This is a genomic window from Pseudomonas sp. GL-R-26 (assembly GCF_019947365.1).
Classification (GTDB): domain Bacteria; phylum Pseudomonadota; class Gammaproteobacteria; order Pseudomonadales; family Pseudomonadaceae; genus Aquipseudomonas.
This window is the reverse complement of sequence record NZ_JAGYGI010000012.1, coordinates 67,568-93,668: the sequence shown is the minus strand read 5'-3', so window position 1 is coordinate 93,668 and position 26,101 is coordinate 67,568. Positions and strand designations below refer to the sequence as shown.

The following is a 26,101-nucleotide window of genomic DNA, read 5'->3' as shown; positions in this document are numbered from 1 at the left end:
TCTAGTTTTTATGGGGCGGATCGGGAAGTAACCGCTTGGGAAACCACGTGTGGCGCAAGCCCGAGGAACGGCGCCTTGGCCCACACGACCTTGCCGCCGACCAGCGTCAGCAGCACGTCATTGCGGCCCAGTTCCTCCTCGGGCACCTGCATGAAGTTCTTGTCGAGCACGATCAGGTCAGCGAACTTGCCGACTTCGACCGAGCCCAGCACCGCGTCCAGCTTCAGCTGTTCGGCGGAACTGAGGGTGATGCTGCGCAGCACTTCGGCTCGCGACAGCGCCGGATCGGCATTGAGTCGCCCGGCATACTTCGGCCCATAGCTGTGCGGATTGGTGGGGTCGCCGGATCGGGTGACACCGACTTTCAGCGCGAGGAATTCATCCAGCGGATCGACCGGCCAATCGCTGCCAAACGCCACTCGACCGCCGGCATGGGCGATGCTGCCCGAGGGTTCCATGCGCGCAAATCGCGCGGCGCCAAGGTGATCACTGGTGCCGTCGACCGTGGACGGTGCCTGCTGCGCCCACTGGAACGACATGGTGGCCGTGACGTCCAGTGCCTTGAAGCGCGAATAGTCGGCAGGGTCGACAGACTCGGCGTGAGCGATGGCCGGGCGGAAGTCTTGACCGGGCAGTTCCTTGCGCACGTAGGCGACGCTGTCCAGTGCATCGCGCACCGCGCGCTCGCCGGTGGCGTGCAGGTGCGGATCGAGACCGGCCTTGACCGCTTGCAGCAACAACGGATTGAGCACTTGCGACGGGAAGTACAGTTCGCCCAGGTTCTTGCCCGGCGTCCACTTCGGCGCTTTGTCGGTGCCGCTGTTGTGCAGGTACGGGGTCAACATGGCGCCGGTGTCCGCCGGGGCATTGATGATGCCGTCCATGAACAGCTTGACGTGGCGCATGTTCACGCCCGGCGCGGCATGCACTTCGCCCTGGTCGTAGGTACTGGCCAGGGCCTTGGCCTCGGCGATGGTTTTCACCGGGTCGGCGGCAGCGGCGGCCGGGTCCAGCTTGATCGCCAGCAAGGCCCGGGCGGTCAGTTCGCCGGACTTTTGCAGGCTGGTGAAGGCTTTGCCGTTTTCCGGACCGGACAGCGCATCGAAGAAACTGGTGATGCCTTGCTGGCGCATGGCGTCGAGGGCTGCACGGACCTGATTGAGTTTTTCCGCGTCGGTGGCAGGCGGCACCACGGCGGCCAACGATTCGGCGGCGCCGTCTTCACAGATGCCGTTCGGGTTGCCGGCGCTGTCGCGTCGGTATTTGCCATCTTCAGGGTCGGCGGTTTTCTTGTTGATGCCGGCCAGTTCCAGGCCGCGAGAGTTGGTCAGCACGGTGTGGAAGTCGGTGGAGCGCACCTGGATCGGACGCTTGGTCTTGAGTGCGTCCAGGGTCGATTTGTCGGCGTCGCCGTCGAGCCCGGTCATGCCCATGCGGTCCCAGCTACCGACTTCCAGCCACACGTCCGGACCCTTGTCCTTGTCGGCATCGAGGCAGGCCTGGATGCTCGCCTGAAACTGCGCGCGGGTCATGGTCTGGTATTTCAGGTCGCACAAGGTCATGGCGCGACCGCCATCCCCCGGGTGCATGTGCGCATCGACGAAGCCCGGCATCAGCATGCGCCCGGCCAGGTCGATCAGTTGTGTTTGCTTGCCGATGTAGCCGTCGACCCCGGCATCGCTGCCGACATAGACGATCTTGCCGCCCGAAATGGCAATGGCCTGCTGCACGGAATTCTTGCCATCGACGGTATAGACGTAGCCATTGCGCATGACCGTGTCAGCGGGTGTCGCCGCCAATGCCATGCCGGAAAATGCCGTCGTCGCCGCGACGGCGACAAAAAGCCTGGAAAGTCTCAAATGCCTCACCCCTGTTCTTATTGTTTTGAAGCGGCCCGAAGCGACTGCGCCAGCCCCTGATAGACAGGGCCTACCCTATAGGGCGCAGCGTTCGAATGGACCTCTGCAAATGAGGAGGGGTGAGGCAAATAATTGAAACGGCTGGGATTAATCCCGGCGCACGGACTCCGCCAACGCACCCGGCGAACGCAGGGCCGAACCCAGCTCCACCTTGCTTTTCACACCCAGCTGCAAGTAGCAATTGCGCAGGTAGGTACGCACGGTCGCGGGGCTCAGGGCGAGCATCTTGGCGATTTCCTTGTAGGAGTGGCCGGCGGCGAACAGCATCGCTGCCGTGCGCTCCCGTGGCGCCAGGCCGTCCCCGCCCGACGGTGCTTCGAGGGACAGGATGACGTGTCCGGCGTTGGGGCTCAGGGTCAGGGCGCAACGGCCCAGGCGGATCACGCAGGGTGCCTTCGACAGTTGCGCGATCACCTCGCCCGGCAGCATTGAACCGCTCCAGCCAGGTAATTCCCGTTGAATGGCGGCGCACAACCTGGCGCCCACATACAGCAGGCTGCCGTCCAAGCGCGCGACGCCAAAATCACTCGCGCCGTTTTCGCTATCGAAGCGGATCATGTCCTGCACCTGGAACCGCCACAGCTGGAACAGGTGATCGCAGAATGCCGAAAACAGCTCGGCTTCGTTCTCCTCGAACGCCTGTTCATCCAGACCACGGTAGAGGCAGACGAAAAACATCAAGCCGCTTTCGGGCAGCTCATAGGTGATGCTCATCAAGTGGTAGAGATCGTAGCGCCGGGCAAAATCGTTGACCGCCTCGCACGGGTCGTTGAAACCGTTGTCGCGCACCACCTCACCGGGACGATTGAGCGTGGCGTGGGAGAACTGATCGTTGGCCGCCACCGGATGCCATTCGGCGGCAAAGGATTCGGGGAGATTGATGCTGCCGTGCATCCAGCTCTGGGGGGGAACATCAGGGCCTGGTGTCGACATCTCGCCCCACCAGGCAGACGCGAAGGGCACCAGTTGACCGAATGCCTGCAGGCCATCGGCGATGAATCGCGACGCCCCGCTCTCCCGCGCCAGCCGGCCAAGGTGCAATACGCAATGATTGAACGCCTTGAGCGTGACCTTCGCTGCGTCACCGTCGACTCTATTTCCCTCCCCCATCATTACAATCCCGTTCACTGCATGGCCTTTGGTTTCGACGATGCCATAGGCCCGTGACGGGCGTCCAGCACGCAATGACATCAACGGTTACAAAGTGCTGTGCAGCCCGTACAACTGCGGCCTGCGGTCCTGATGCAGGTCGTTGCGCGCACTGATGCGCTTGTTGCGCGCCTCGGCGAGGTTCAGGGTGGCCAGCAACATCTGCTCGCCGCCCTGCTCCGCCGGCCCGGCCAACGGGTAACCATCGGCATCGACTATGACCGAACCCTGGACCCAGCCGACCCCACGCTCATGGCCATAGCGATCACAGGCGGCAATGAACATGCGATTAACCGAGGCATTGGCCTGCACCCGCAGCACTTCAGCCGGGCGCTCGGTTTGCGGCCGCGGGCCGTCGGGCCAGTTGACCGGTGCACACAGCAGATCGGCCCCCGCCAGCGCCGGAAGACGCACCCACTCGGGGAATTCCAGGTCGTAGCAGATCAGCATGCCGAGCCGCCCATGCAGCGTTTCGACCACCGGCGGTGGCGCATCGCCGGCTGTGAAGATGTCCTTCTCGGCATCCCACAGATGCGCCTTGCGGTACACCGCGCGCAGGCCATTGGCGTCGATCATCGCCGCGCTGTTGGCCAGTTCATCACCGGGCAGGCGCTCGCAGAATCCGCCGACGATCACCAGATTCAGCTCACGGGCCAGGGCCTGCCACAGTTGCAAGGTCGGACCGTCAACGGTTTCCGCCAGCGACAGCGCCTCAAAGCGGTCGGCAAACAGATAGCCACTCTGCACCAGCTCGGGCAGCACCACCACTTGCGCGCCCTGTAAGGCTGCCTGGCGAATCGCGCGCTCGGTGAGCGTGCGGTTGTAGGCCAGGTCGCCGATTTTCGGTGCCAGTTGGCAACAGGCGACCACGGTATTCTTTACGCTGCTCAACGCCCTGCCTCCGCAGATGAATGGGTCATGGCGACGATGTCGCTCTCGCTGAGCGCATCGATCACCCGGCGTTCGGCGGCCAGATCAATCGAGCGGCTGAGCAGGTAGTAGGTCAGCCCCGACACCACCAGGCCCACCAGCCAGGCGATGTCCACGCCTTCCAGCACTCGCGCCAGCGGGCCGACGAAGACCTCTTTGCCGGCGGCGGCATCGTAGATGTAGAAGAACGGCACCATGGCGGCGAAGCCGATCAGGTACGAGACGATGCCGCGAAATTGCCAGGCGCCGTAGATGCCGTTTGGCGTGAAGAAATGCGGGATCGCGTAGCGGCCCTTGCGCACGAAGAAGTAGTCCACCAGGTTGACGGCGGTCCACGGCACGAGGAAGTACAGCAACAACACCAGGAAGGTGTTCAGCAGCGCGATGCCGTCACCTTTGATCGACAGCACGCAGGTCAACAGAATGACGCTGATCACACTGATCGACAGTACTCGGGCACGGGGTGTCGGGGTGATTTTCCTGATCGAGTCGACGCCGGTCAGCAGCGTCAGCATGGCGCTGTACGTGTTGAGGGCGATGATCGGTAGGAAGCCCGCCACCGAGACGATCACCAGCAGATTGCCCAGCCCCGGCACCATCGAGGAGCCGACCTGATTCAACGCCACCAGCGCATCCGCCGCTTTCAGCTCCTGCGCCAGCCAGGCACCGAGGCCGATCATCCAACTGCCGGACAACGAGGCGCCGATGAACACCGCCGCGATCAGTTTCGCCCGGCTGGTGTTTTTCGGCAGGTAACGGGAATAGTCAGACACGTAGGGTGCATAGGAGATGTTGTAGCTCGCGCCGATGGCGAACAGCGTGGCGAAGGCCACCCAGTTGAAGCCCAGGTCGGTCGCCGGCGTGACGCCTTCCTGACCCGCACCAAACATCAGGGCGATGGTCACCAGTGCGTACAGCGGCAAGGTCGCCAGCAAGGCCCACTTGAAGGCCTTGTGCATCAGGTCGTGGCCGTAGATCGACAACAGCGCACCGATCAGCACCACGGCCACGGCGACGATGGTCGGGTTAATGCCGAACACATGCTCCAGGCCATTCATGATCAACGAGATGTTCACCACGTTGAAACCGACGAATACAAACATCGTCGCCATCAACGCCAGGATCACCCCGCGATAGCCGAACTGGGCGCGGGACTGGATCATCTGCGGCAGGCCCATTTCCGGGCCCTGGGAGCCGTGGAACGCCATGAAAATGGTGCCGAACATAATGCCCAGGGCACCGGCCAGCATGGTCCACAGCGCCGACAAGCCGAGGCTCGGGCCGACAAAACCGATGGAAATGGTGAAGAAGTGGAAATTGCCGAGGAACCAGAATGGCCCCTGACTGCTGAGTTTGGCGTGGCGTTCGTTTTCCGGGATGTAGTCGATGGAGTGACCTTCGATGGCCAACCCGCCGCTCGCCTCGGCGGCGTGCGCAGACACTGGGGAACCTGACATACGATTGTTCCTATGCTGTTGTTTGTTGTTTTTGTGGGTACAGCGCTCGCTACGACGTCCAGTTCAGGTAAAACTCCAGAAAAAGCTGACGATGACGCTGGTTTCACGGCAATGTAGGGCGTGAGTTCGGGCAATAAAATATCGCAGGCACACTGTTCACATAGATCAGTATCTATGTAAGCGAGAATCGGGAGCCCCCATGCTGGGAACTGTAACGGAGCTGGATCTGCGCCTGATCCGGGTATTTCTGACCGTCGTCGAAGCGGGCGGCATCTCGGCGGCGCAAACCGCCCTCAACACCACGCAACCCACTATCAGCGCGCAGTTGGCGACGCTGGAAGCGCGGGTCGGTTTCCGCTTGTGCGAACGCGGACGCGGCGGGTTTTCGGTAACGCCCAAAGGCACTCAGTTCATCGATGCGGCCCGACGTTTGCTGGCTGCAGCCGAAGGTTTTCGGGTCGAGGTGCAGCACATCAACCGCAAAGTCTCGGGCAGCATCAACATCGGCCTGCTGGGGCAAATCGATCCGGTGGCGAACAAGAAAATCGGCCAGGCCATTGCCCGATTGCGGGCGCGGCATGAGGGGTTGTACTTCCACTTCACCGAACTGTCGTCGTCGCTGCTGGAAGAAAAAATCATCAACGGCCATATCGACCTGGCCATCGGTTACTTCTGGCATCGCTTGCCCAGCATCGATTATTTCCCGTTGTTCCCGGAAACCCAGATTGCCTACTGCGCGCCCTCGCACCCGCTGTTCGGCAAGGTCGGCGCGCTGACCCGGGAAGATGTCAGCGGGTTCGACTGGGTCTGGCCGAGCCATCCCCTGCCGGAAATGCCGGCCCCCACGTCCATCGAACGCCTGACCGTGCTCACCGACAGCATGGACGGCGCAGCCCTGCTGATCCTGTCCGGCCAGCACCTGGGGTTTCTGCCACAGCACTACGCGACCCGCCATGAACAGCTGGGGCAGTTACACCCGCTGAACCCGGAGCTGTTGCGCTATGAGGTCAGCTTTCACGCGGCGGTGCGGCATTCGGCGCGGCAGCGGGATCTGGTGAGTGCGTTCCTCAATGAGCTGATCGAGATTTTCGGAGCGGTGTAGGTTCTGTGGGAGCAGGCTCGGTCCCCCAAGGTTGGGGGTGTACGCAAAATCTGCCAGCAACCGGATTACTGTGGGAGTGAGCCTGCTCGCGATAGCGGTGGGTCAGTCAACATCAATGTTGGCTGTAACGACGTCATCGCGAGCAGGCTCACTCCTACAGGGGGGATGTGGTGGTATTAGAAGTGGATGTCCTTGGCCGGTATCACATCGATCCGCGCCACGGAACCGGTCAGGTGCGCCAGGTCCTTGTTGTGCTCGGCGATGATGTCTTCGGCGGTCAGGTTGCCGTTGTCGACGGTGGAATGCGCGTCGCCTGCCAGCACCACGTCGTAGCCCAGTTTCAGGGCCTGGCGCACGGTGGCGTTGACGCAATAGTCGGTCTGCAGGCCGCAGATGACCAGCCGCTCGAAGTCCTCCTTCGGCAACAGTTTTTGCAGATTGGTCTGGTAGAACGAATCCCCGGTGGTCTTGCGCACGCGGTGGTCCTTGGGCGAGGTTTCCAGCGCTTCCGCCAGTTGCCAGCCGGCAGCGTCATGCGCCAGCGGGCTGCCCGCTTCTTCATGCTGGATCAGCACCACGGGCACTCCCGCCTTGCGCGCCCGGGCAGACAGGTCATTGATGGTGTTGATGACCCGTCCAATCTCGAAGCACTCGTACTCACCGGAACACAAAGCCTGTTGGACGTCGATGATTAACAACGCAGTGGTCATGATTTCCTTCCTTGAATTGTCGAGGGATCAGGGGACGAACATAAGCCCGTCCCCCTCCGGACACAACCCTCAATAACCCAACGACAACCCGGTGTTACGCCGTGGGTCGTTCGCCCCGTAGTAACGGTTCCTGCCTACCGGTTTGCCACCCAGGGATGGCGCGCCGACCAGGATCGCTGCCAGATGGTTGGCATCCTGGGGACCGGCGAACGTGTGGCCCCAGCTTTCGAGGATTTTCACCGTGTCCGGGCTGGTGGTGAAGGCTTCCAGGTTGGTTTCCTCCGGCAGCCACTGCTGGTGGAAACGCGGTGCATCCACCGTTTCCTGGATGTTCATGCCGTAGTCGATTTGGCAAAAGGTTCGTACTTCATGAGTCAGTCTCCTCTTGTTATTTCGTAGGAAAACGCTTCAAAAGCCATAGCCAAGTATGGTCGGGATTACGTATTGCGCCTCCCCGTCGAGGCAGTATCCTTAACGCCCGTTCAGCAATTTTGTGCGAGCCCTGGCATGACCTATACCTGCACCACCGTGGCTTCACCCGTGGGCCAGTTGAAGCTGGTCGCGAACGGTTCACGACTGGCGGCCATCCTCTGGGAAAACGACAAACCCGGCCGGGTGCGCCTGGGGCCGATGAGCGAAGCGCCGGACAACCCGATTCTGGTGCGCACGGCTGCGCAGTTGCGCGAGTATTTTTCCGGCACCCGCGATCGCTTCGAACTGGAACTGGATTTTGCCGGCACGCAATTCCAGAGGAAGGTCTGGGCGGCGCTGCTGACCATCCCGTTCGGCGAGACCCGCAGCTACAGCCAGATCGCCGAACAGATCGGCAACCCGGCGGCGGTCAGGGCGGTGGGTGCGGCGAATGGCAAGAACCCGATTTCGATCGTGGCGCCGTGTCATCGGGTGATTGGCGCGTCGGGCAAGCTCACCGGGTTTGCCGGGGGGCTTGAGGCGAAGGAATTGTTGCTCACACTTGAAGGTGGTGAGTGGTCAGGGGCGAGCCGTATGGATAACCTGTTTTAACGGAACACAGCTTTTGTGGCGAAGAGGTTTTTCATCGCCGCATACTGCAACAGCATGATGGTCTTGGCGTCGCAGATTTCGCCGCGGTAAAACGCTTCGAGCGCGTCCTCGAACGCCCACTCCAGCACTTCCAGTTCCTCGGTTTCCGCCTCCAGCCCACCACCGTCGCTGACTTTCGACTTCGCGTCGTATTCGGCAATGAAGAAGTGCAGTTTTTCCGTCACCGAACCGGGGCTCATGTACGCCTCGAACACCTTCTGCACATGGTGCACGCGGTAACCCGTCTCTTCCTCCGCTTCATCGCGGATGCGGTCTTCAGGCGCCGCGCCTTCCAGCAGCCCCGCCGCCACTTCGATCAACAGCCCGTCGTGACCGTTGACGAACACCGGCAGGCGAAATTGCCGGGTCAGTACCACGGTTTGCTTTTCGCGGTTGTACAGCAGAATCGCCGCGCCATTGCCACGGTCGTAGACCTCCCGGACCTGGCGTTGCCACTCGCCATTGTTACGTTGGTAATCGAAGGTGATTTTCTTGAGCAGGTACCAGTCGTGGGACAACACCTGAGACTCAAGGATGTTGACCCGCTCGGCGGTGTTCGACATGACAACGCGTCCTGTTATTTGTCTGAGGGTCCACATGTTAAGTGAAAACGCACAGCGCTTGCCCCCCCCTCAAGCAAGCTGCGCGTTGGCGACGGTTCAACTTTTCGGGGGATGGAACAATCGCTGCAACCGGGATAGGCTGCGGCTTCAATGCCATATGGATATAGCCATGAACCTGCGTATCGAACTGTCGCCAAACCCCACGGAAGAACAACGCCAGGCCATCCTCAAACCCTTGCGCGCCTACAACGGCTCGAAGGCCGAAGGTAACGTGCCTGAGCACATCGCCTTGCTGGTGCGCGACGACAACGACGAGATCCTCGGCGGCCTGCATGGCCGATTGTTTTACCAGTGGCTGTACATCGACTTGCTGGTGGTGCCGGAACAGGCTCGGGGGCAGGGCCTTGGTTCGAAACTGATGCAGATGGCCGAAGACCTGGCGCGGGAACGGCGCTGCGTCGGGCTGTGGCTCGACACCTTTGAATTCCAGGCGCCTGGGTTCTACAAGAAATGCGGATACAGCGAGATCGGGCACATTGCCGATTACCCGCCGGGACACAAGCACTTCTTCTTCCAGAAGCGCCTGAATTACTGATCAGTACAAAAACCACTGTAGGAGCGAGCCTGCTCGCGATGGCGGACTGTCATTCAACATTGATGTCGACTGACTTACCGCTATCGCGAGCAGGCTCGCTCCTACAGGGGTATGCAATAAACCTTCAAATCACAGGCAAGTCGCCAACGCCGCCAACCGGCGCTTGGCCACGAAATCGTCCTTCTGCGCGTAGTAGCTCAGCACCGTGCCCGAGGCATCGGTGGTCACGTCGACGAAGAACTCCGCCGAACGGGTGTAAACGGTCGTGCCGCCCTTCTCCCCCGGTTGCAGATAGGCAGCGGCATCGACACCGAACACGGCCTCGTCCTGCCAGGAAAACTGCACGCACTGGGCGACGTCTTTTGCCGGCTTTTCCGAGTTCAGGGTCTTGTACGGGGCCTTGGTGCGGGCGTCGTTCATCGCCGAGCCGGCGCATCCCGCCAGCAACGTCACGGCCAGCGCCACCATCAGAATTCGCATTGCATTCACTCATCAGGAAAAAGCGGACTTTATCACCCCGGCAGCCCGTATCGTTCTGCTTTACTGCATTTATACCGCGACAGCGCGCAACGATTCGCGCACCCTGTCGCGCCAATAACGCTGCATCGCACCCCTGACTGGAAACCTGATGACACCTAATGCCGAGTTCTACAAACCGAGCACTGAATATGCCGACAAGCTGATCAGCCAGATCGGTCAGACGCCTTCCTGGATTGCCAAGCGAATCGGCGTCACCGACAAGCGGATTCGCTACATCCTCGACGGTGAAAGGACCGTCAAAGGCGAAACCACGCCGATCCAGATGACCTACACCGAACAGTTTGCCCTCGAATGCCTGGCGGCAGCGGCCAAGGCCAGCAAGAAGCAATCTTCGTAATCCGTTCTCAAGGAGCGACCATGGCGGCAACCGAACTGCAGCATGAGCAAGCACTCAAGAGGTTTCTCGATGCGCGCCCCGAGTTGCGCGAAGAACTCGACCATCTCAACCCGCTGTTGGCTCAGGCCAAGGGTGAAACGGCGGCTCAGTATCGCGAGGAACGGCTGCACGAAGCGTTTGAAGCTGAAGCAGAACGCCAGCACTTGTTCGCCTGGGAACTGACGTTGCGGTTAACCACCACCACACCCCAGGACTACGAAGCGCAGCGCCTGGAAGTGCACCGGGAAGTGGCGGAAATGGCCGGCATGGACTGGCTGGAATATTGCGAGCTGAATGGGATAAAACCCTAAGCACTGTTCAGGGATACTTTCGCCGATGCTGCCCAACACCGCCAGGACCCACGCCAGCCCCGGTCACTTGCACACGCAGAAATGGCGCGGGCGCATAGGCCTGAGTCTGGTGGCCATGCTCTCAGTACTCGCCGGCATGACCGACGCCATCGGTTTCATGGCCAGCGGCGACTTCGTCTCGTTCATGAGCGGCAATACCACCCGGATGGCGGTCGCCATCAGTGCTGGCGACCTTGGGTTGACCCTGCGCCTGGTGATACTCGTCGCCACCTTCATCGTCGGCAACGCGCTGGGCATTATCGTCAGCCGCCTAGGCAGACGCCGGGCCCTGCCCTTGTTGCTGTGCATTACCGCCCTGCTGTGCGCCGCCGCAGCCTGGCCTTATGACGAGCAACTGCCGGCCCTGCTGGCGGCGATCATTGCAATGGGCATGCTCAACGCTGCGGTGGAAGAAGTGAACGGCCTGCCGGTTGGCCTGACTTACGTCACCGGCGCCCTGTCGCGTTTCGGCCGCGGGCTGGGCCGCTGGATGCTCGGCGAGCGCCGTAACGGCTGGCGTGTGCAACTGATCCCCTGGACCGGCATGTTCGCCGGTGCGGTACTCGGTGCCGTGCTGGAACACCATCTGGGGCTCAAGGCGTTGTTTGCCAGCGGCCTGCTGGCGGCCGGGCTTGGGGTGTTGTCGTTGAGGATCCCGCGGCGCTGGCAGTTGGGGTATATGCCGCGCTGAGTCTGGTGTTGGCTGTGAGGCCGTCATCGTCGGATCGCCGCCCGGACCAAGCCCGCTCCCACAGTGATCTGTGCAATGCCAAAGATTACGCTATGACCACAAAACCTGTGGGAGCGGGCTTGCCCGCGAAGAGGCCCGCACAGACAACATCACTTTAGCCGCCCCGCCGATAAAGCTTTATCATGGCCGCAGTTTCGCTGATCGAGTCCGTCATGAAGTTCGCTATCGCCGTGTTTTCCGCCGCCCATGCGCCCTCCTCGCGCCGCGCCTTGCTATTCGCCCAGGCCGCGCTGGCCGGCGGGCACGAGATTGTCCGGCTGTTTTTCTATCAGGACGGTGTCTACAACGCGTCCGCCAGTGTGGTCACGCCCCAGGATGAACTGGACTTGCCCAAGCAATGGCGGGCATTCGTCAGTGACCATCAGCTTGATGGCGTGGTGTGCATCGCCGCCGCCCTGCGTCGTGGCGTGTTGAATGAAGAAGAAGCCAAGCGCTATCAGCGCGAGGCGGTAGCCGTCGGTGCGCCGTGGGAATTGTCCGGCCTCGGCCAATTGCATGACGCGGCGCAGGATGCCGACCGTTTGATCTGTTTCGGAGGCGCATGACATGGCCAAATCCATATTGATCATCAGCCGCCAGTCACCATGGTCCGGCCCGGGCGCGCGGGAAGCGCTGGATATCGTGTTGGCCGGCGGCGCCTTCGATCTGCCGATCGGCCTGTTGTTTCTCGATGACGGCGTGTTTCAGCTTTCCGCCGGTCAGAACGCCAAGACCCTGCAACAGAAAGACCTGAGCGCCAACCTGCAAGCCCTGCCGATGTTCGGTGTCGAGGAACTGTTTGCCTGCGGCGACAGCATCGCCCAGCGCGGCCTGGACCCGAGCGGCCTGTCGCTGGAAGAAGCCCAGGTGTTGGCCGCCCACGAAATCACCGCCCTCATTGACCGCTACGATCAGGTGATCACCCTCTGATGTCGACTTTGCACGTGTTGTCTCATTCCCCGTTCGGCGACGAACGCCTGACCAGTTGCCTGCGCGTGATCGGCGCCAGCGACGGGTTGCTGTTGTCCGGTGATGCGGCCTATGCGCTGCAGCCAGGCACTGCGCCGTTCATAGCGTTCAGCGCACTTGGCCTGAAGCTGTTCGTCCTGGCCGAAGACGCCCAGGCCCGTGCGCTTGCGGTTCCAGACTGGGCCAAAGCCATCGATTACCCGGCCTTCGTCGAACTGTCGATTCACTACGACAAGGTCAACAGTTGGCTATGAATGCATTGACGGTCGGCGCCCGCGCCATCGAGCTGGACAAGGACGGTTTCCTGGTCGAACTGAGTGACTGGTCCGCCGATGTGGCCAGTGCCCTGGCGGCTGCCGAAGACATCGAGTTGACGCCCGAACACTGGGAAGTCCTCGAACTGCTGCGCAGTTTCTACGCCGAGTTCCAGCTGTCACCGGCCACCCGCCCGTTGATCAAGTACACCGCCCTGAAACTCGGCCCGGAAAAAGGCAACAGCCTGCACCTGAACCGACTGTTCAAAGGCACTCCCGCCAAACTCGCCGCGAAACTGGCGGGCCTGCCCAAACCGACGAATTGCTTATGACCGATTACCCAGCACTGACACTCGAAACGCCCGCCGAGCATCCGTTCGCCCAGTTCGTGCGGATCCTCGGCAAAGGCAAGCGCGGCGCCCGTGACCTGACCCGGGTCGAGGCCCGCGAGGCCATGGGCATGGTGTTCGATGAAAAGGTCGAAGAAACCCAACTCGGCGCATTCCTGATGTTGTTGCGGCACAAGGAAGAAAGCGCGGAAGAGATGGCGGGCTTCACCGAGGCCTTGCGTGAGCGTCTGAATCCTCCGGCGCTGGCGGTGGATCTGGATTGGCCGACCTATGCAGGCAAGAAACGCCATCTACCGTGGTATCTGCTGGCAGCCAAGTGCCTGGCGCAAAACGGCGTGCGGATTTTCATGCACGGTGGCGGCGCCCACACGGCCGGTCGCTTGTACAGCGAGCAACTGCTGGGTGAATTGAACATCCCGCTGTGCCGAAACTGGCAACAGGTGGGTTCGGCGCTGGATAACGGCGGCCTGGCCTTCATGCCATTGATGGACTGGGCGCCACAGCTGCAACGCATGATTGACCTGCGCAACACCCTGGGCCTGCGTTCGCCCATCCACTCGCTGGCGCGGATTCTCAATCCGCTGGGCGCCCGTTGCGGTCTGCAGAGCATTTTCCACCCGGGTTATCAGGCGGTGCATCGCGATGCCAGCGGCCTGCTGGGTGACACCGCCATCGTGATCAAGGGCGATGGCGGCGAAATCGAGATCAACCCGGACGCCGACAGCCACCTGTACGGCACCACCGGCGGCGTTAGTTGGGATGAGGAATGGCCGCAGTTGTCGGCGCAGCGTCACGTCAAACCTGCCTCGCTTGATCCTGAACATTTGAAAGCGGTCTGGCGTGGCGATGTGGTCGACAGCTACCCGCAAATGGCCCTGATCTCGACCATGGCCCTGGCCCTGCGTGGCCTGGGACAGAGCCGCGAACAGGCCTTCGAAACCGCTGAAAAATACTGGGCTGCGCGGGACAAATCGATTTAATCGATCATTTCCGCCAGATTTTTGCGCTTTTTGTTCGAACTCATCGGAATAGACTCAACTCCATCGATTATGGGTTTCGGGAGTCTTGAACATGGGTTTGTTAGTTGATGGCCGCTGGCAGGACAAGTGGTACGAAAGCAGCAAGGACGGCGCGTTCCAGCGTGAACAGGCGCAGCGTCGCAACTGGTTGACCGCTGACGGCAAGCCGGGACCGACCGGCGTCGGCGGTTTTGCGGCCGAGCCCGGGCGCTATCACCTGTACGTGTCCCTGGCCTGTCCGTGGGCTCATCGCACGCTGATCCTGCGCAAACTCAAAGGCCTCGAAAACCTGATCGACGTTTCGGTGGTCAGTTGGTTGATGCTGGAAAACGGCTGGACCTTCGACCAGAGCCTCGGTTCGACCGGCGACAAGCTCGATCACTTCGACTTCATGCACCAGCGCTACACCGCCGACACTGCCGACTACACCGGCCGCGTCACCGTACCGGTGCTGTGGGACAAACAGCAAAAGCGCATCGTCAACAATGAATCATCGGAAATCATCCGCATGTTCAATGGCGCCTTCGACGACCTGACCGGCAATGACCTGGACTTCTACCCGGCGCCGCTGCGCGGTGAGATCGATGCGCTGAACGAGCGGATTTACCCGGCGGTCAACAATGGCGTGTACCGCGCAGGGTTTGCCACCTCGCAACAGGCTTATGAAGAAGCCTTCGATGACGTGTTTGCCGAACTGGACCACCTGGAGCTGCTGTTGGGCGCCAACCGCTATCTGGCTGGCGAGTACCTGACCGAAGCGGACATCCGCCTGTTCACCACGCTGATTCGCTTCGATGCGGTGTACTACGGGCACTTCAAGTGCAACCTGCGGCGGATTGTCGATTATCCGAACCTGTCGAACTGGCTGCGGGAGATTTATCAGTGGCCGGGGGTTGCCGAGACAGTGGACTTCACCCACATCAAGAACCATTACTACGCCAGCCACCGCACCATCAACCCGACGGGTGTAGTGCCGAAAGGGCCGGCCCAGGACTTTACCGCGGCCCATGATCGGGAGCGGTTGAGCGGGAAAGGGGTTTGGCGCAGAGCTTGAGATTTGTACAGGTTTTGAAGGCCCCATCGCGAGCAGGCTCACTCCTACAGTGGACTTGTGTCGTTTACACATCCCCTGTAGGAGCGAGCCTGCTCGCGATTGAGGTCGACGCGGTACTCAGACGTCTGATTGAGCCCCTTCAAACCACGCCAGCTTCTCGCGCAGTTGCACCACTTCACCGACGATCACCAATGTCGGCGCATGCACTTCATGCTCCGCCACCAGCCGTGGCAGGTCCGCCAGGGTGCCGGTAAACACCCGCTGGTTGACCGTGGTGCCCTGCTGAATCAACGCCGCCGGGGTATCGGCGGCGCGACCATGCTTGATCAACTGCTCGCAGATGATCGGCAAGCCCACCAGCCCCATGTAGAACACCAGGGTTTGTGCCGGGGCCACCAGGTCGGCCCATGGCAAATCGCTGGAGCCGTCCTTGAGGTGGCCGGTGATGAAACGCACCGACTGCGCATAATCGCGGTGAGTCAGCGGAATCCCGGCATAGGCCGCGCAACCGCTGGCCGCCGTGATACCCGGCACGACCTGGAACGGGATGCCATGGGCCGCCAGTTCTTCGATCTCCTCACCACCACGACCGAAGATGAACGGATCACCGCCCTTCAATCGCACCACACGCTTGCCTTGCTTGGCCAGGTCCACCAATTGCTGGTTGATCTGATCCTGCGGCACTGCGTGATCGGCACGGCGCTTGCCAACGTAAATGCGCTCGGCGTCGCGACGGCACAGTTCGAGAATCGCCGGTGCGACCAAACGGTCGTACAGCACCACGTCGGCTTGCTGCATCAGACGCAATGCCTTGAATGTCAGCAGGTCCGGGTCACCCGGCCCTGCGCCCACCAGATAGACCTCACCGGTCGCCACTGGCGCTTCGCCATCGATTTTCGCCTGGAGCAACCGCTCGGCTTCACCGCCCTGCCCGGCCAGTTGCCGATCGGCAATCGGGCCCTGAAAAACATCTTCCCAGAACGCCCGACGCTGCTGCACATCCGGAAACAGGCCTTTGACCTGATGACGGAATCGCGCCGCCAGCCCGGCCAGGTGACCGTAGGTGGAAGGAATCCAGGTTTCGATCTTGGCGCGGATCAAACGCGCCAGCACCGGCGCATCGCCGCCGCTGGACACTGCAATGATCAACGGAGAACGGTCGACGATGGCCGGGAAGATCACGCTGCACAGGGCTGGCGCGTCCACCACGTTGACTGGTACGCAACGCCGATGGGCATCGGCGGAGACTTGTGCGTTCAGCGCTTCGTCGTCGGTGGCGGCAATGATCAGCCCGCAACCGTCCAGATCCGTCTCGGCGTAACCACGTAGCAGGCACTCGCCTCCGCTGCCGGCAACCAGTTCGCGCAGTTGCGCTTCGATTTCAGGTGCAACCACCCGCAGCAGCGCACCGGCATCGGCCAGCAGGCGGGATTTGCGCAAGGCAATCTCCCCCCCGCCGACGACCAACACACGACTGCCGCGAAGGTTGTGAAACAGCGGCAGATAGTTCATTTAGCCGATAACCTCAAGGCCACCCATGTACGGCTTGAGGACTTCAGGTACACGGATCGAACCGTCGGCCTGCTGATAGTTCTCAAGCACCGCCACCAGCGTACGACCGACCGCCAGGCCGGAGCCGTTCAGGGTGTGTACCAGTTCCGGCTTGCCGGTTTCCGGGTTGCGGAAACGCGCTTGCATGCGACGGGCCTGGAAGTCGCCGCAGTTGGAGCACGACGAGATTTCGCGGTACTTGTCCTGGCTCGGGATCCACACTTCCAGGTCGTAGGTCTTGACCGCGCTGAAGCCCATGTCGCCGGTGCACAGCGCCAGGGTGCGGTAAGGCAGTTCCAGCAGTTGCAGGACTTTCTCGGCGTTGGCGGTCAGGCCTTCCAGCGCTTCCATCGACTGCGACGGCTCGACGATCTGCACCATTTCAACCTTGTCGAACTGGTGCTGGCGGATCATGCCGCGGGTGTCGCGGCCCGACGCGCCAGCTTCACTGCGGAAGCATGGGGTATGGGCGACGAACTTGATCGGCAGCAGTTTCGAGTCGACGATTTCACCAGCGACGATGTTAGTCAGCGACACTTCGGCGGTCGGGATCAGGTACAGGTCGGCTTCGCCTTCGCGGGCGATCTTGAACAGGTCTTCTTCGAACTTCGGCAGTTGGCCGGTGCCTTGCAGCGCCGGGGCCTGGACCAGATAAGGCGTGTAGGCCTCTTCGTAGCCGTGCTCGGTAACGTGCAGGTTGATCATGAACTGCGCCAGGGCGCGGTGCAGACGGGCGATCGGGCCGCGCAGCAGGGCGAAACGGGCACCGGACAGTTTGGCGGCGGTTTCGAAGTCCAGCCAGCCGAACTTCTCGCCCAGGGCCACGTGGTCCTGAACCGGGAAATCGAAGGCCGTCGGGGTGCCCCAGCGGCGCACTTCGACGTTGCCGTCTTCGTCTTCGCCAACCGGTACCGATTCGTGCGGCAGGTTGGGGATACCCAGCAGGATCGAGTCCAGATCGGTCTGGATCGCGTCCAGTTCGACTTTACCGGCGCTCAATTCGCCCGCCATGCGCTCGACGTCCGCCATCAGCGGCGCGATGTCTTCGCCGCGCTGCTTGGCCTGACCGATGGATTTGGAGCGCGCATTACGTTCAGCCTGCAGTGCTTCGGTGCGGGTCTGGACGGTCTTGCGCTGTTCTTCCAGCGCTTCGATGCGCGCAACATCCAGGGTATAGCCACGGGATGCCAGGCGGTCCGCTACGTCCTGAAGGTTGCTACGTAACAGTTTGGAATCGAGCATGTCGGTTTCTCGTTTATCAAAGTTTGGTCAAGGACAGGCCGGCCCAGGTGGCAAGCAGCCCGCCGAATACGCTGAGCGCCGCATAGCCCAGGGCCAGCGGCACTTGCCCGCTTTCCAGCAGGCGCACCGTATCCAGTGAAAAGGATGAAAAAGTCGTCAGCCCCCCGAGGAAGCCAACCATCAACCCGGCACGCACCTCGATGGGCACCTCCGGGCGTATCAAAAACAGACCGTATAGAACGCCGATCAGCAAACAGCCCACGATATTAACGGCCAGCGTCGCGGTATAGAAGTGCCGCGGCCAATTCGCGTTGATCCAGTTGCCGGTGGCGAAGCGCAACAGAGTGCCGGCCATCCCGCCGACGGAAACCGCAACGATCAAGGGAAGCACTATTTTCTCCGCTGCCTTGGGCTTAAACGGTCGAGTTTTGCCAGGTGATTGAGTTTTTCGCCGATCTTCAATTCCAGGCCTCGGGGCACGGGTTGATAGAACGGGATCGGGTCGAGTGCTTCCGGGAAATAGTCTTCGCCAGCGGCATAGGCGTCCGGCTCATCGTGGGCATAACGATACTCATCGCCATAACCCAGCTGCTTCATAAGCTTGGTCGGCGCGTTGCGCAGGTGCAGCGGCACTTCCAGCGAACCGTGCTCGGCGGCGGCGCGCAATGCAGTCTTGAAGCCCATGTACACCGCGTTGCTTTTCGGCGCGCAGGCCAGATAGGTGATGGCCTGGGCCACCGCCAGCTCGCCTTCGGGGCTGCCGAGGCGCTCCTGCACCTCCCAGGCCGCCAGGCACAGGCTCAGGGCGCGCGGATCGGCATTGCCGATGTCTTCGCTGGCCATGCGCACCACGCGCCGGGCCAGGTACAAGGGGTCGCAACCGCCGTCGATCATCCGCGCAAACCAGTACAGCGCGCCGTCGGGATTGGAGCCGCGCACCGATTTATGCAGCGCGGAGATCTGGTCGTAGAACGCTTCGCCGCCCTTGTCGAACCGCCGGCGGGTATCGCCGAGCAGGCTTTGCAGGAGCTCGGTGCCGATCTCGCTGTTGTCTTCCGCCAGGTCCGAAGCGTTTTCCAGCAGGTTGAGCAGGCGCCGACCATCGCCATCGGCGGCCGACAGCAGCATCTGGAAGCCTTCGTCGCTGAGGGTCAGGTTGCGTTTGCCCAGGCCACGCTCTTCAGTCAGCGCGCGGTGCACCAGTTTGCGCAGGGCCGCTTCGTCGAGGCTTTTGAGCACATAGACCCGCGCCCGGGAGAGCAAGGCGTTGTTGAGCTCGAACGAGGGGTTTTCCGTGGTCGCACCGATGAAAATCAGCGTGCCGTCTTCGACATAGGGCAGGAACGCATCCTGCTGGGATTTGTTGAAGCGATGCACTTCGTCGACGAACAGGATGGTGCGGCGACCGTACTGCGCGGCCTGCTGCTTGGCGATTTCCACCGACTGGCGGATCTCCTTGACCCCGGCCAGCACCGCCGAGACCGTTTCGAAGTGCGCATCCGATACTTCCGCGAGCAACCGCGCCAGGGTGGTTTTGCCCACGCCCGGCGGCCCCCAGAAAATCATCGAATGCAGGGCACCCTGCTCCAGCGCTTCGCGCAGGGGCTTGCCGCGAGCGAGCACGTGTTCCTGGCCGACGTACTCGTCCAGATTGGCTGCACGCAGGCGGGCGGCCAAGGGCTGAGAGATCGGGGCGCTGCGAAACAGATCCATGACGTACGTTTAAAACCTCGGGTTATCACACAGTTTCAAGCCTGGCGAGCATCCTGTGGCGAGGGGGCTTGCCCCCTCGCCACAAAAGCCCGCGCCCACAGATCCGGCGTTTTACTCTTGAATCACATCCGCACCCTTGGGGATGTCGAACTTGAACTTCGACGCCGGGATCGGCTCGTTGGCCTTCACCCCGGTGAACAGGATATTGGTGCGCTGGCCAACGCTGTCGATCAGTTGCATATCGTTGACCAAGCCATTGCGGAACGACAGGCGCAGGCTGTCGAACAGGGTGTCCTTGGTTTTCGGCTTCAGGGTGAAGTCGATCACGCCGCCGGCTTCCTTGGCACTGATATCGAAGCTCTGGCTGATCTTGGACACGTCACCGGACAACAGCAAGGCCGGGGTCTGGGTCAGGCGCTGGTCGAGGTTCTTGATGGTGGCCTGTTCCAGGTCCGGGTCCCACAGGGTGACTTTCTTGCCATCGGAGATCATGGTCTGTTCGGCCGGCGCATCGGTGTGCCAGTAGAACAGGCCCGGACGCTGCAGCGACATCTCGCCAGCGGTTTCCTGCAACTGGGTGCCGGTGCCATCAAGGGTCAGTTGCGAGAAACGTGCAGTCAGGGTCTGGGATTTTTCCAGCAGTTGGGTCAGGCGTGCCACGTCCTTGTCATCGGCGTTAGCCTGGAGCGTGGTCAAGGCCAGTACCGGCAGCAACAGCATGCGGATCAGACGCATGGGAGTCCTCATAACATTCGTGGGAGTGCGGGCGGCGCCGAAGGCACCACCCTTTTCATACTCGGGTCAGTCGCGCACCGGGCCCGGGGCCAGGACTTCACGCGAACCGTTGGTGTTCATGGACGTCACGACCCCGGCCATTTCCATGGCTTCGATCATGCGCGCGGCGCGGTTGTAGCCGATCTTCAGCTTGCGCTGTACCGCGGAAATGGAGGCGCGACGGCTTTCCAGCACGAACTGCACGGCTTCGTCGTACAGCGCGTCGGCCTCGGGATCGTCACCGTCGCCACCACCGCTGCTGCCTTCGAAGCCACTGCCCGCCTCTTCGACGCCATTGAGGATGTCGTCGTTGTATTCCGGCGCGCCCCGCAGCTTCCAGGCTTCCACCACGCGGTGAACCTCTTCGTCGGACACGAAAGCACCGTGAACACGAATCGGCAGGCTGGTGCCCGGCGGCATGTAGAGCATGTCACCGTGACCCAGCAGTTGTTCGGCACCGCCCTGGTCGATGATGGTCCGCGAGTCGATCTTGCTCGATACCTGGAACGCCATGCGGGTCGGGATGTTGGCCTTGATCAAACCAGTGATCACATCCACCGACGGACGCTGGGTCGCCAGGATCAAGTGAATACCGGCCGCTCGAGCCTTTTGCGCGATACGGGCGATCAGTTCCTCAACCTTCTTGCCGACGATCATCATCATGTCGGCGAATTCGTCGACCACTACTACGATGGTCGGCAGCTTTTGCAGCAGCGGCGCTTCGTCGTGGATGCTTTCGCGCTTGTACAGCGGATCGCTCAACGGCTCGCCGGCGTCCTGGGCTTCCTTGACCTTGGCGTTGAAGCCAGACAGGTTTCGCACACCCATCTTGGCCATCAGCTTGTAGCGTCGCTCCATCTCGGCAACGCTCCAGCGCAGGGCGTTGGCGGCGTCCTTCATGTCGGTGACCACCGGGCACAGCAGGTGCGGAATGCCTTCGTAGATCGACAGCTCAAGCATTTTCGGGTCGATCATGATCAGCTTGGCGTCTTCCGGGCCAGACTTGAACAGGATCGACAGGATCATCGCGTTCACACCCACCGACTTACCGGAACCAGTCGTACCGGCCACCAGCAAGTGCGGCATTTTCGCAAGGTCAGTGATGACCGGCTTGCCGCCGATGTCGTGGCCCAGGGCCAGAGTGACCGGGGATTTGAAGTTGTCGTACTCGGGGGTCGACAACACCTCGGAGAAACGCACGATCTGCCGGTCTTCGTTGGGAATCTCGATACCGACCGTGGTCTTGCCCGGAATCACTTCCACCACGCGCACGCTGGTCACGGCCAGGGAGCGGGCAAGGTCTTTGGCCAGGTTGGAAATACGGCTGACCTTGACCCCGGCCGCCGGCTGGATCTCGTAACGGGTGATCACCGGGCCCGGGTGAATCGAATCCACCGTGACTTCGACGCCGAATTCCTTGAGCTTGATTTCCAGCAAGTGGCCAACCGCAGCCAGGGATTCAGGCGAATAATTGAGCTGTTTCTTTTCCGCCGGGTCGAGAATCGAAATAGGCGGCAACGTGCCTTCCACGGCGCTGTCGACGAACAGCGGCGCCTGCTTCTCTTTCTCGACGCGTTTGCTCGGCGCGGCGGGCTTTGGCGGCGCGGGTGCAATCACCGGCGGCACCTGCTTCTCACGCTCGGACATGTGCTTGCTCAGGGCTTGCTCGCGCTCGATCAGACGTTCCTTGACCTTGGCCTGCTCGCGCTTGTCGGTGACGGTCGGCGCGACCACTTCATCCATACGGTCGTCGACTTCACGCAACTGGGCAACCAGCTGTTTGCGCTCGGTACGGGCCGCCCACCAGCGATTGGCCGCGCCCTGGAACAGTTCGAACAGGTCGAGGGTGATCTTGCCGGTGATGTCCATCACCTTGAACCACGACAGGTCGCTAAACACGGTCAGGCCGAACAGGAACAAGGCAATGAACAACAGCGTACTGCCCTGGATATTCAGGGCGTTCCTGGCCAGTTCGCCGAGGCTTTCCCCCAACGCACCGCCCGCACCGGCCGGCAGACCGGTCGCGGCATGGAAATGGATATGGGCCAGAGCGGCGCCCGACAGCACCAGGAACACCAGGCCGATCAGGCGCCAGGAGAACAGCCAGCCGCTCCACTGCCACGGTTCGTGACGCTGGCGGAAGATCTGGTACGCCTTGACGGCCAGCAGCAACGGGAAGATGTAGGCGAAGTAACCCAGCACCATGAACAGGATATCGGCGCTGTAGGAGCCCGCTGGCCCGCCGAAGTTCTGCACGTCGTCGATCTTGCTGTTATGACTCCAGCCCGGATCGTCCTTGCCGTAAGTCAACAAGGCCATCATCAGGAACAGGCACAAGGCACCGATGGCGATCAGCGCACCTTCCTTGAGTCGGTAGTGCAAGTGCTGGCGCCAGAGCGGTACGACGGCTGGTTTAGGTGCTGCGGTGGATTTCTTCAAAACGCTTCTTTTCCTGCGCCTATGGCGCGTCCATCTGATGAATGTCTATAAAAACTGCGAAAAAACCGCCCAATCCAGGCAGGTAAAAAAGTTAACACGCGTTACCGGGACTACTTTTAACACTGCGCCCCGGTTTTTATAAACATGGCGCGCACTGAATATATGTAACACGCAGGGCATTGTACGGGTTTGTACGCACGACGCCATGCTTGAGACCCTTGGGTGTAGCATAGTCAAAAGCATATGACATGCTGTTCAATTTGAGCATGCATTCTCTTTTGTGACAAAGGCTTATGAGGTGTTTTTATGAGCGAAGCGAAGCATTCACGCCTGATTATCCTGGGCTCCGGCCCCGCCGGTTACAGCGCGGCCGTGTATGCAGCCCGCGCCAACCTCAAGCCCGTTGTCATTACCGGCATACAGGCAGGTGGCCAGCTCACCACCACCGTCGAAGTGGATAACTGGCCAGGGGACGTTGAAGGCCTGACCGGACCAGTGCTGATGGATCGCATGCAAAAACACGCCGAACGCTTTGCCACCGAGATCGTTTACGACCACATCCATACTGCCAAGTTGCAACAACGGCCGTTCGAGCTGATTGGCGATGGCGGAACCTACACCTGCGACGCACTGATCATTGCCACCGGCGCCAGCGCGCAATACCTGGGCCTGCCGTCGGAGGAAGCGTTTGCCGGCAAAGGGGTGTCGGCGTGCGCAACCTGTGATGGATTTTTCTATCGTAACCAGGTGGTTGCGGTGGTCGGCGGCGGTAACACAGCGGTCGAGGAAGCCTTGTACCTGTCGAATATCGCCAAGGAAGTGCACCTGATCCATCGGCGCGACAAGCTGCGCTCGGAGAAGATCCTCCAGGACAAACTCTTCGAAAAAGCCGCCAACGGCAATGTCCGCCTGCACTGGAACCAGAACCTGGACGAAGTGCTCGGCGATGCCAGCGGCGTGACCGGCGCCCGCCTGCGCGACAGCCACACCGGCGAATCGAAGGAGCTGCCGCTGGCCGGGGTGTTTATCGCCATCGGCCATAAACCCAACACCGACCTGTTCACAGGCCAACTGGAAATGCGCGACGGGTATCTGCTGGTCAAGGGTGGCAGCGAAGGCGATGCCACCGCTACGGCGATTGCAGGGGTGTTTGCCGCCGGCGACGTGGCCGACCATGTTTATCGCCAGGCCGTTACGTCTGCCGGGGCCGGTTGCATGGCGGCGCTGGACGCTGAAAAATACCTCGACGACATTCCTGCCGTTTAAAGGCAAACTTTATGGCGGGCCAACACCCGCCACTGCCCTCCCCTTCTGCAAGCCCGGATGCCATGCTGACTTGGTTACAACGCAATTCCTTGAATTTCCCACCGCTGGAAAAGGCCATGCGCGACCCCAACGGGCTTCTGGCTGCCGGTGGTGATCTGTCCGCCGATCGGCTGATCTCGGCTTATCGTCATGGCTGTTTTCCATGGTTTTCCGAAGGCCAGCCGATCCTCTGGTGGTCTCCGGACCCGCGCACGGTTCTGTTTCCCGACGAGTTGCACGTCTCGCGCAGCCTGAACAAACTACTGCGCCAGCAACGCTATCAGGTGACCTTTGACCAGGACTTTGCGGCGGTCATCCGCGCCTGCGCCGCACCCCGGGATTACGCTGATGGCACCTGGATCACCGAAGCCATGCAGAACGCCTACATCGAGTTGCACAGGCGTGGCCACGCGCACTCGGTGGAAGTGTGGGACGGGGACGAGCTCGTGGGTGGGCTCTACGGCCTGGCGATGGGCCAGCTGTTTTTCGGCGAGTCCATGTTCAGCCTCGCTGACAACGCCTCGAAATTCGGCTTTGCCACACTGGTCCGGCATCTGAAAGACTCGGGTTTTGTACTGATCGATTGCCAGATGCCCACCGATCACCTGCACAGTCTCGGAGCCCGGGCGATACCCCGCCGTGAATTTGCTGACTATCTTGCCCATCATCTGGACCTGCCCAATCGCGCTAGCTGGGTTTGCTGAGCGACATTTGCGCGCGTGGCTTACACTTATTCAAAAGCATTATCCCGAGGGTTGATCATGACCGAGTTGGCGCGTTTGAAGTTCTATGCCACTCAGCCGCACTCTTGCAGTTATCTGCCCGATGAGCAGGCCACAACCCTGTTCCTCGACCCTAGCCAGCCCATGGATGTGCATGTCTATGCAGACCTGTCGGAGATGGGGTTTCGTCGCAGTGGCGATCATCTCTACCGGCCGCATTGCCAGAATTGCAATGCCTGCGTTCCGGCGCGCATTCCCGTGGGGCAGTTCACGCCCAACCGACAACAGAAACGCATCTTCAAGCGCAACGTGGATTTGCAGGTGCGTCCGGCCAGGCCCGGCTTCAACGAAGAGTACTTCGATCTTTACCAGCGCTATATCGAACAGCGTCACGCCGACGGCGACATGTACCCGCCGAGTCGCGACCAGTTTTCGACATTCCTGGTGCGGGACCTGCCGTTTTCAAGATTTTATGAATTTCGCCTGAACGGCCAGCTACTGGCCGTCGCCGTGACCGATTTACTGCCGAACGGTCTTTCGGCGGTCTACACCTTCTACGAGCCGGCCGAAGAGCGCCGCAGCCTTGGGCGCTATGCGATCCTGTGGCAAATCGCCGAGGCCAGGCGGCTGGGGCTGGACGCGGTCTACCTCGGCTACTGGATCAAAAACTGCAAAAAAATGAACTACAAGACTCAATATCGCCCTATTGAGTTGCTGATTAATCAGCGCTGGGTGGTTCTAAACTAGAGCCGCCCCTAAACCCCTTGGCTTAAACCCCACTTTTCGGGCACAATGCACGCCGCTTTTGCCTGGCGCAGTTGCACCGGGCCATTCATTGGACACCGAGGGCTTTACTGCATGTCGAAAGAAGACAGCTTCGAAATGGAAGGCACTGTCGTCGACACCCTGCCCAACACCATGTTTCGTGTGGAGTTGGAAAATGGGCACGTCGTAACCGCGCACATCTCCGGCAAGATGCGCAAGAACTACATCCGTATTCTTACCGGCGACAAAGTGCGCGTAGAGCTGACTCCCTATGACTTGAGCAAAGGGCGCATCACTTACCGCGCCCGTTAATCAAGTCAATACAAGACGCCCGGCTCATGCCGGGCGTTTTTGTTTGTCTGCGTTTTGATGCCCCCCTCCTGTAGGAGTGAGCCTGCTCGCGATAGCGTCATGCCAGGCAACATTAACGTTACTGACACACCGCCATCGCGAGCAGGCTC

The 26,101-nt window shown here is 61.1% G+C and carries 29 protein-coding genes and 1 pseudogene; 16 read left to right on the top strand and 14 right to left on the bottom strand.

Translation table 11 applies throughout. From position 1 onward, the window contains the following. Positions 1–8: 8 nt before the first annotated feature. From KGA96_RS14520 to KGA96_RS14505, 4 genes are all read right to left on the bottom strand, one after another. The gene (locus KGA96_RS14520; protein WP_223464568.1) at positions 9–1,805 is read right to left on the bottom strand and encodes an amidohydrolase; all 1,797 of its coding nucleotides are present in this window, start codon (positions 1,803–1,805) and stop codon (positions 9–11) included. Between the two features lie 201 nt (positions 1,806–2,006). Next, the gene (locus KGA96_RS14515) at positions 2,007–3,029 is read right to left on the bottom strand and encodes a helix-turn-helix transcriptional regulator (protein ID WP_223464569.1); all 1,023 of its coding nucleotides are present in this window, start codon (positions 3,027–3,029) and stop codon (positions 2,007–2,009) included. 87 nt (positions 3,030–3,116) lie between these two features. Then, positions 3,117–3,959 (bottom strand): nitrilase family protein, encoded by an 843-nt coding sequence (locus KGA96_RS14510; RefSeq protein ID WP_223513325.1) that lies wholly within the window; start codon positions 3,957–3,959, stop codon positions 3,117–3,119. Next, positions 3,956–5,455: a purine-cytosine permease family protein gene (locus KGA96_RS14505; protein WP_223513322.1), complete on the bottom strand. Its 1,500-nt coding sequence runs from the start codon at positions 5,453–5,455 to the stop codon at positions 3,956–3,958. The genes KGA96_RS14510 and KGA96_RS14505 overlap by 4 nt, the downstream gene beginning before the upstream one ends. Before the next feature lie 199 nt (positions 5,456–5,654). Here KGA96_RS14505 and KGA96_RS14500 point away from each other — a divergent pair, with 199 nt between their 5' ends. Beyond that, positions 5,655–6,557, top strand: a complete 903-nt coding sequence (locus tag KGA96_RS14500) for a LysR family transcriptional regulator (RefSeq protein WP_223464520.1) — start codon at positions 5,655–5,657, stop codon at positions 6,555–6,557. 176 nt (positions 6,558–6,733) lie between these two features. Here KGA96_RS14500 and KGA96_RS14495 read toward each other — a convergent pair whose 3' ends face one another. Together KGA96_RS14495 and KGA96_RS14490 are read right to left on the bottom strand one after the other, a co-directional pair. Then, positions 6,734–7,267: a cysteine hydrolase family protein gene (locus tag KGA96_RS14495; protein WP_223513319.1), complete on the bottom strand. Its 534-nt coding sequence runs from the start codon at positions 7,265–7,267 to the stop codon at positions 6,734–6,736. A gap of 69 nt (positions 7,268–7,336) precedes the next feature. Further along, a pseudogene (locus tag KGA96_RS14490) lies at positions 7,337–7,615 on the bottom strand (gamma-glutamyltransferase); the annotation flags it as partial. 159 nt (positions 7,616–7,774) lie between these two features. On the opposite strand from KGA96_RS14490, the gene KGA96_RS14485 reads away from it, so the two are divergent. Then, entirely contained in the window at positions 7,775–8,290 is a 516-nt protein-coding gene (locus tag KGA96_RS14485; protein WP_046037887.1) for a methylated-DNA--[protein]-cysteine S-methyltransferase, read from the top strand. On the opposite strand, the gene KGA96_RS14480 is transcribed toward KGA96_RS14485, so the two are convergent. Beyond that, on the bottom strand, positions 8,287–8,892 hold the full coding sequence (locus KGA96_RS14480; protein ID WP_046037885.1) for an NUDIX domain-containing protein: 606 nt from the start codon (positions 8,890–8,892) through the stop codon (positions 8,287–8,289). The genes KGA96_RS14485 and KGA96_RS14480 overlap by 4 nt on opposite strands. 169 nt (positions 8,893–9,061) lie before the next feature. Here KGA96_RS14480 and KGA96_RS14475 point away from each other — a divergent pair, with 169 nt between their 5' ends. Beyond that, positions 9,062–9,487, top strand: coding sequence for a GNAT family N-acetyltransferase (locus KGA96_RS14475; RefSeq protein ID WP_223513313.1), 426 nt, complete (start codon positions 9,062–9,064; stop codon positions 9,485–9,487). A gap of 129 nt (positions 9,488–9,616) precedes the next feature. Here the strand turns inward: KGA96_RS14475 and KGA96_RS14470 are convergent, their stop codons facing one another. Then, complete coding sequence (locus KGA96_RS14470) at positions 9,617–9,967, bottom strand: hypothetical protein (RefSeq protein WP_223464528.1); 351 nt, start codon at positions 9,965–9,967, stop codon at positions 9,617–9,619. Positions 9,968–10,115: 148 nt separating this feature from the next. On the opposite strand from KGA96_RS14470, the gene KGA96_RS14465 reads away from it, so the two are divergent. The 9 genes from KGA96_RS14465 (at position 10,116) to KGA96_RS14425 (ending at position 15,129) form a co-directional block, all read left to right on the top strand. Continuing rightward, positions 10,116–10,364 (top strand): hypothetical protein, encoded by a 249-nt coding sequence (locus tag KGA96_RS14465; protein ID WP_008015571.1) that lies wholly within the window; start codon positions 10,116–10,118, stop codon positions 10,362–10,364. Between the two features lie 20 nt (positions 10,365–10,384). After that, entirely contained in the window at positions 10,385–10,714 is a 330-nt protein-coding gene (locus tag KGA96_RS14460; protein WP_223513310.1) for a DUF6388 family protein, read from the top strand. Positions 10,715–10,739: 25 nt separating this feature from the next. Further along, a complete protein-coding gene (locus tag KGA96_RS14455) occupies positions 10,740–11,444 on the top strand; it encodes a YoaK family protein (RefSeq protein WP_046037877.1) in 705 nt (234 codons plus the stop codon). 212 nt (positions 11,445–11,656) lie between these two features. Further along, positions 11,657–12,049, top strand: coding sequence for a sulfurtransferase complex subunit TusD (gene tusD / locus KGA96_RS14450; protein ID WP_223513307.1), 393 nt, complete (start codon positions 11,657–11,659; stop codon positions 12,047–12,049). 1 nt (position 12,050) lies between these two features. Next, positions 12,051–12,413 (top strand): sulfurtransferase complex subunit TusC, encoded by a 363-nt coding sequence (gene tusC, locus KGA96_RS14445; RefSeq protein WP_046037876.1) that lies wholly within the window; start codon positions 12,051–12,053, stop codon positions 12,411–12,413. Further along, positions 12,413–12,706, top strand: a complete 294-nt coding sequence (tusB, locus tag KGA96_RS14440) for a sulfurtransferase complex subunit TusB (RefSeq protein ID WP_046037875.1) — start codon at positions 12,413–12,415, stop codon at positions 12,704–12,706. Before tusC ends, tusB begins: the two co-directional genes overlap by 1 nt. After that, the gene (locus KGA96_RS14435) at positions 12,703–13,038 is read left to right on the top strand and encodes a TusE/DsrC/DsvC family sulfur relay protein (protein ID WP_046037873.1); all 336 of its coding nucleotides are present in this window, start codon (positions 12,703–12,705) and stop codon (positions 13,036–13,038) included. Before tusB ends, KGA96_RS14435 begins: the two co-directional genes overlap by 4 nt. After that, entirely contained in the window at positions 13,035–14,036 is a 1,002-nt protein-coding gene (locus KGA96_RS14430) for a glycosyl transferase family protein (RefSeq protein WP_046037871.1), read from the top strand. Before KGA96_RS14435 ends, KGA96_RS14430 begins: the two co-directional genes overlap by 4 nt. A gap of 91 nt (positions 14,037–14,127) precedes the next feature. Continuing rightward, on the top strand, positions 14,128–15,129 hold the full coding sequence (locus KGA96_RS14425) for a glutathione S-transferase family protein (RefSeq protein WP_223513304.1): 1,002 nt from the start codon (positions 14,128–14,130) through the stop codon (positions 15,127–15,129). 117 nt (positions 15,130–15,246) lie between these two features. Here the strand turns inward: KGA96_RS14425 and cysG are convergent, their stop codons facing one another. The 6 genes from cysG to KGA96_RS14395 all read right to left on the bottom strand — a co-directional run bounded on the left by cysG (position 15,247) and on the right by KGA96_RS14395 (position 22,848). Next, positions 15,247–16,641 carry a siroheme synthase CysG gene (cysG, locus tag KGA96_RS14420; RefSeq protein WP_046037869.1) on the bottom strand — a complete coding sequence of 465 codons (1,395 nt, stop codon included), beginning with the start codon at positions 16,639–16,641 and terminating at the stop codon, positions 15,247–15,249. Next, positions 16,642–17,922, bottom strand: coding sequence for a serine--tRNA ligase (gene serS, locus KGA96_RS14415; RefSeq protein ID WP_046037868.1), 1,281 nt, complete (start codon positions 17,920–17,922; stop codon positions 16,642–16,644). Between the two features lie 16 nt (positions 17,923–17,938). After that, positions 17,939–18,313 (bottom strand): fluoride efflux transporter CrcB, encoded by a 375-nt coding sequence (gene crcB / locus KGA96_RS14410; protein WP_008049383.1) that lies wholly within the window; start codon positions 18,311–18,313, stop codon positions 17,939–17,941. Further along, positions 18,313–19,635: a replication-associated recombination protein A gene (locus KGA96_RS14405; protein ID WP_046037867.1), complete on the bottom strand. Its 1,323-nt coding sequence runs from the start codon at positions 19,633–19,635 to the stop codon at positions 18,313–18,315. Before KGA96_RS14405 ends, crcB begins: the two co-directional genes overlap by 1 nt. A 111-nt stretch (positions 19,636–19,746) precedes the next feature. Further along, a complete protein-coding gene (gene lolA, locus KGA96_RS14400) occupies positions 19,747–20,370 on the bottom strand; it encodes an outer membrane lipoprotein chaperone LolA (protein ID WP_008049385.1) in 624 nt (207 codons plus the stop codon). 66 nt (positions 20,371–20,436) lie between these two features. Next, on the bottom strand, positions 20,437–22,848 hold the full coding sequence (locus tag KGA96_RS14395) for a DNA translocase FtsK (protein ID WP_046037865.1): 2,412 nt from the start codon (positions 22,846–22,848) through the stop codon (positions 20,437–20,439). 306 nt (positions 22,849–23,154) lie between these two features. Here KGA96_RS14395 and trxB point away from each other — a divergent pair, with 306 nt between their 5' ends. The 4 genes from trxB to infA all read left to right on the top strand — a co-directional run bounded on the left by trxB (position 23,155) and on the right by infA (position 25,952). Then, entirely contained in the window at positions 23,155–24,114 is a 960-nt protein-coding gene (gene trxB, locus KGA96_RS14390; protein WP_223513301.1) for a thioredoxin-disulfide reductase, read from the top strand. A 62-nt stretch (positions 24,115–24,176) separates the two neighbouring features. Then, entirely contained in the window at positions 24,177–24,857 is a 681-nt protein-coding gene (gene aat, locus KGA96_RS14385; RefSeq protein ID WP_223513299.1) for a leucyl/phenylalanyl-tRNA--protein transferase, read from the top strand. A gap of 57 nt (positions 24,858–24,914) precedes the next feature. After that, entirely contained in the window at positions 24,915–25,622 is a 708-nt protein-coding gene (locus tag KGA96_RS14380; RefSeq protein WP_046037862.1) for an arginyltransferase, read from the top strand. A gap of 111 nt (positions 25,623–25,733) precedes the next feature. Further along, positions 25,734–25,952, top strand: coding sequence for a translation initiation factor IF-1 (gene infA / locus KGA96_RS14375; RefSeq protein WP_002553999.1), 219 nt, complete (start codon positions 25,734–25,736; stop codon positions 25,950–25,952). Positions 25,953–26,101 lie beyond the last annotated feature (149 nt).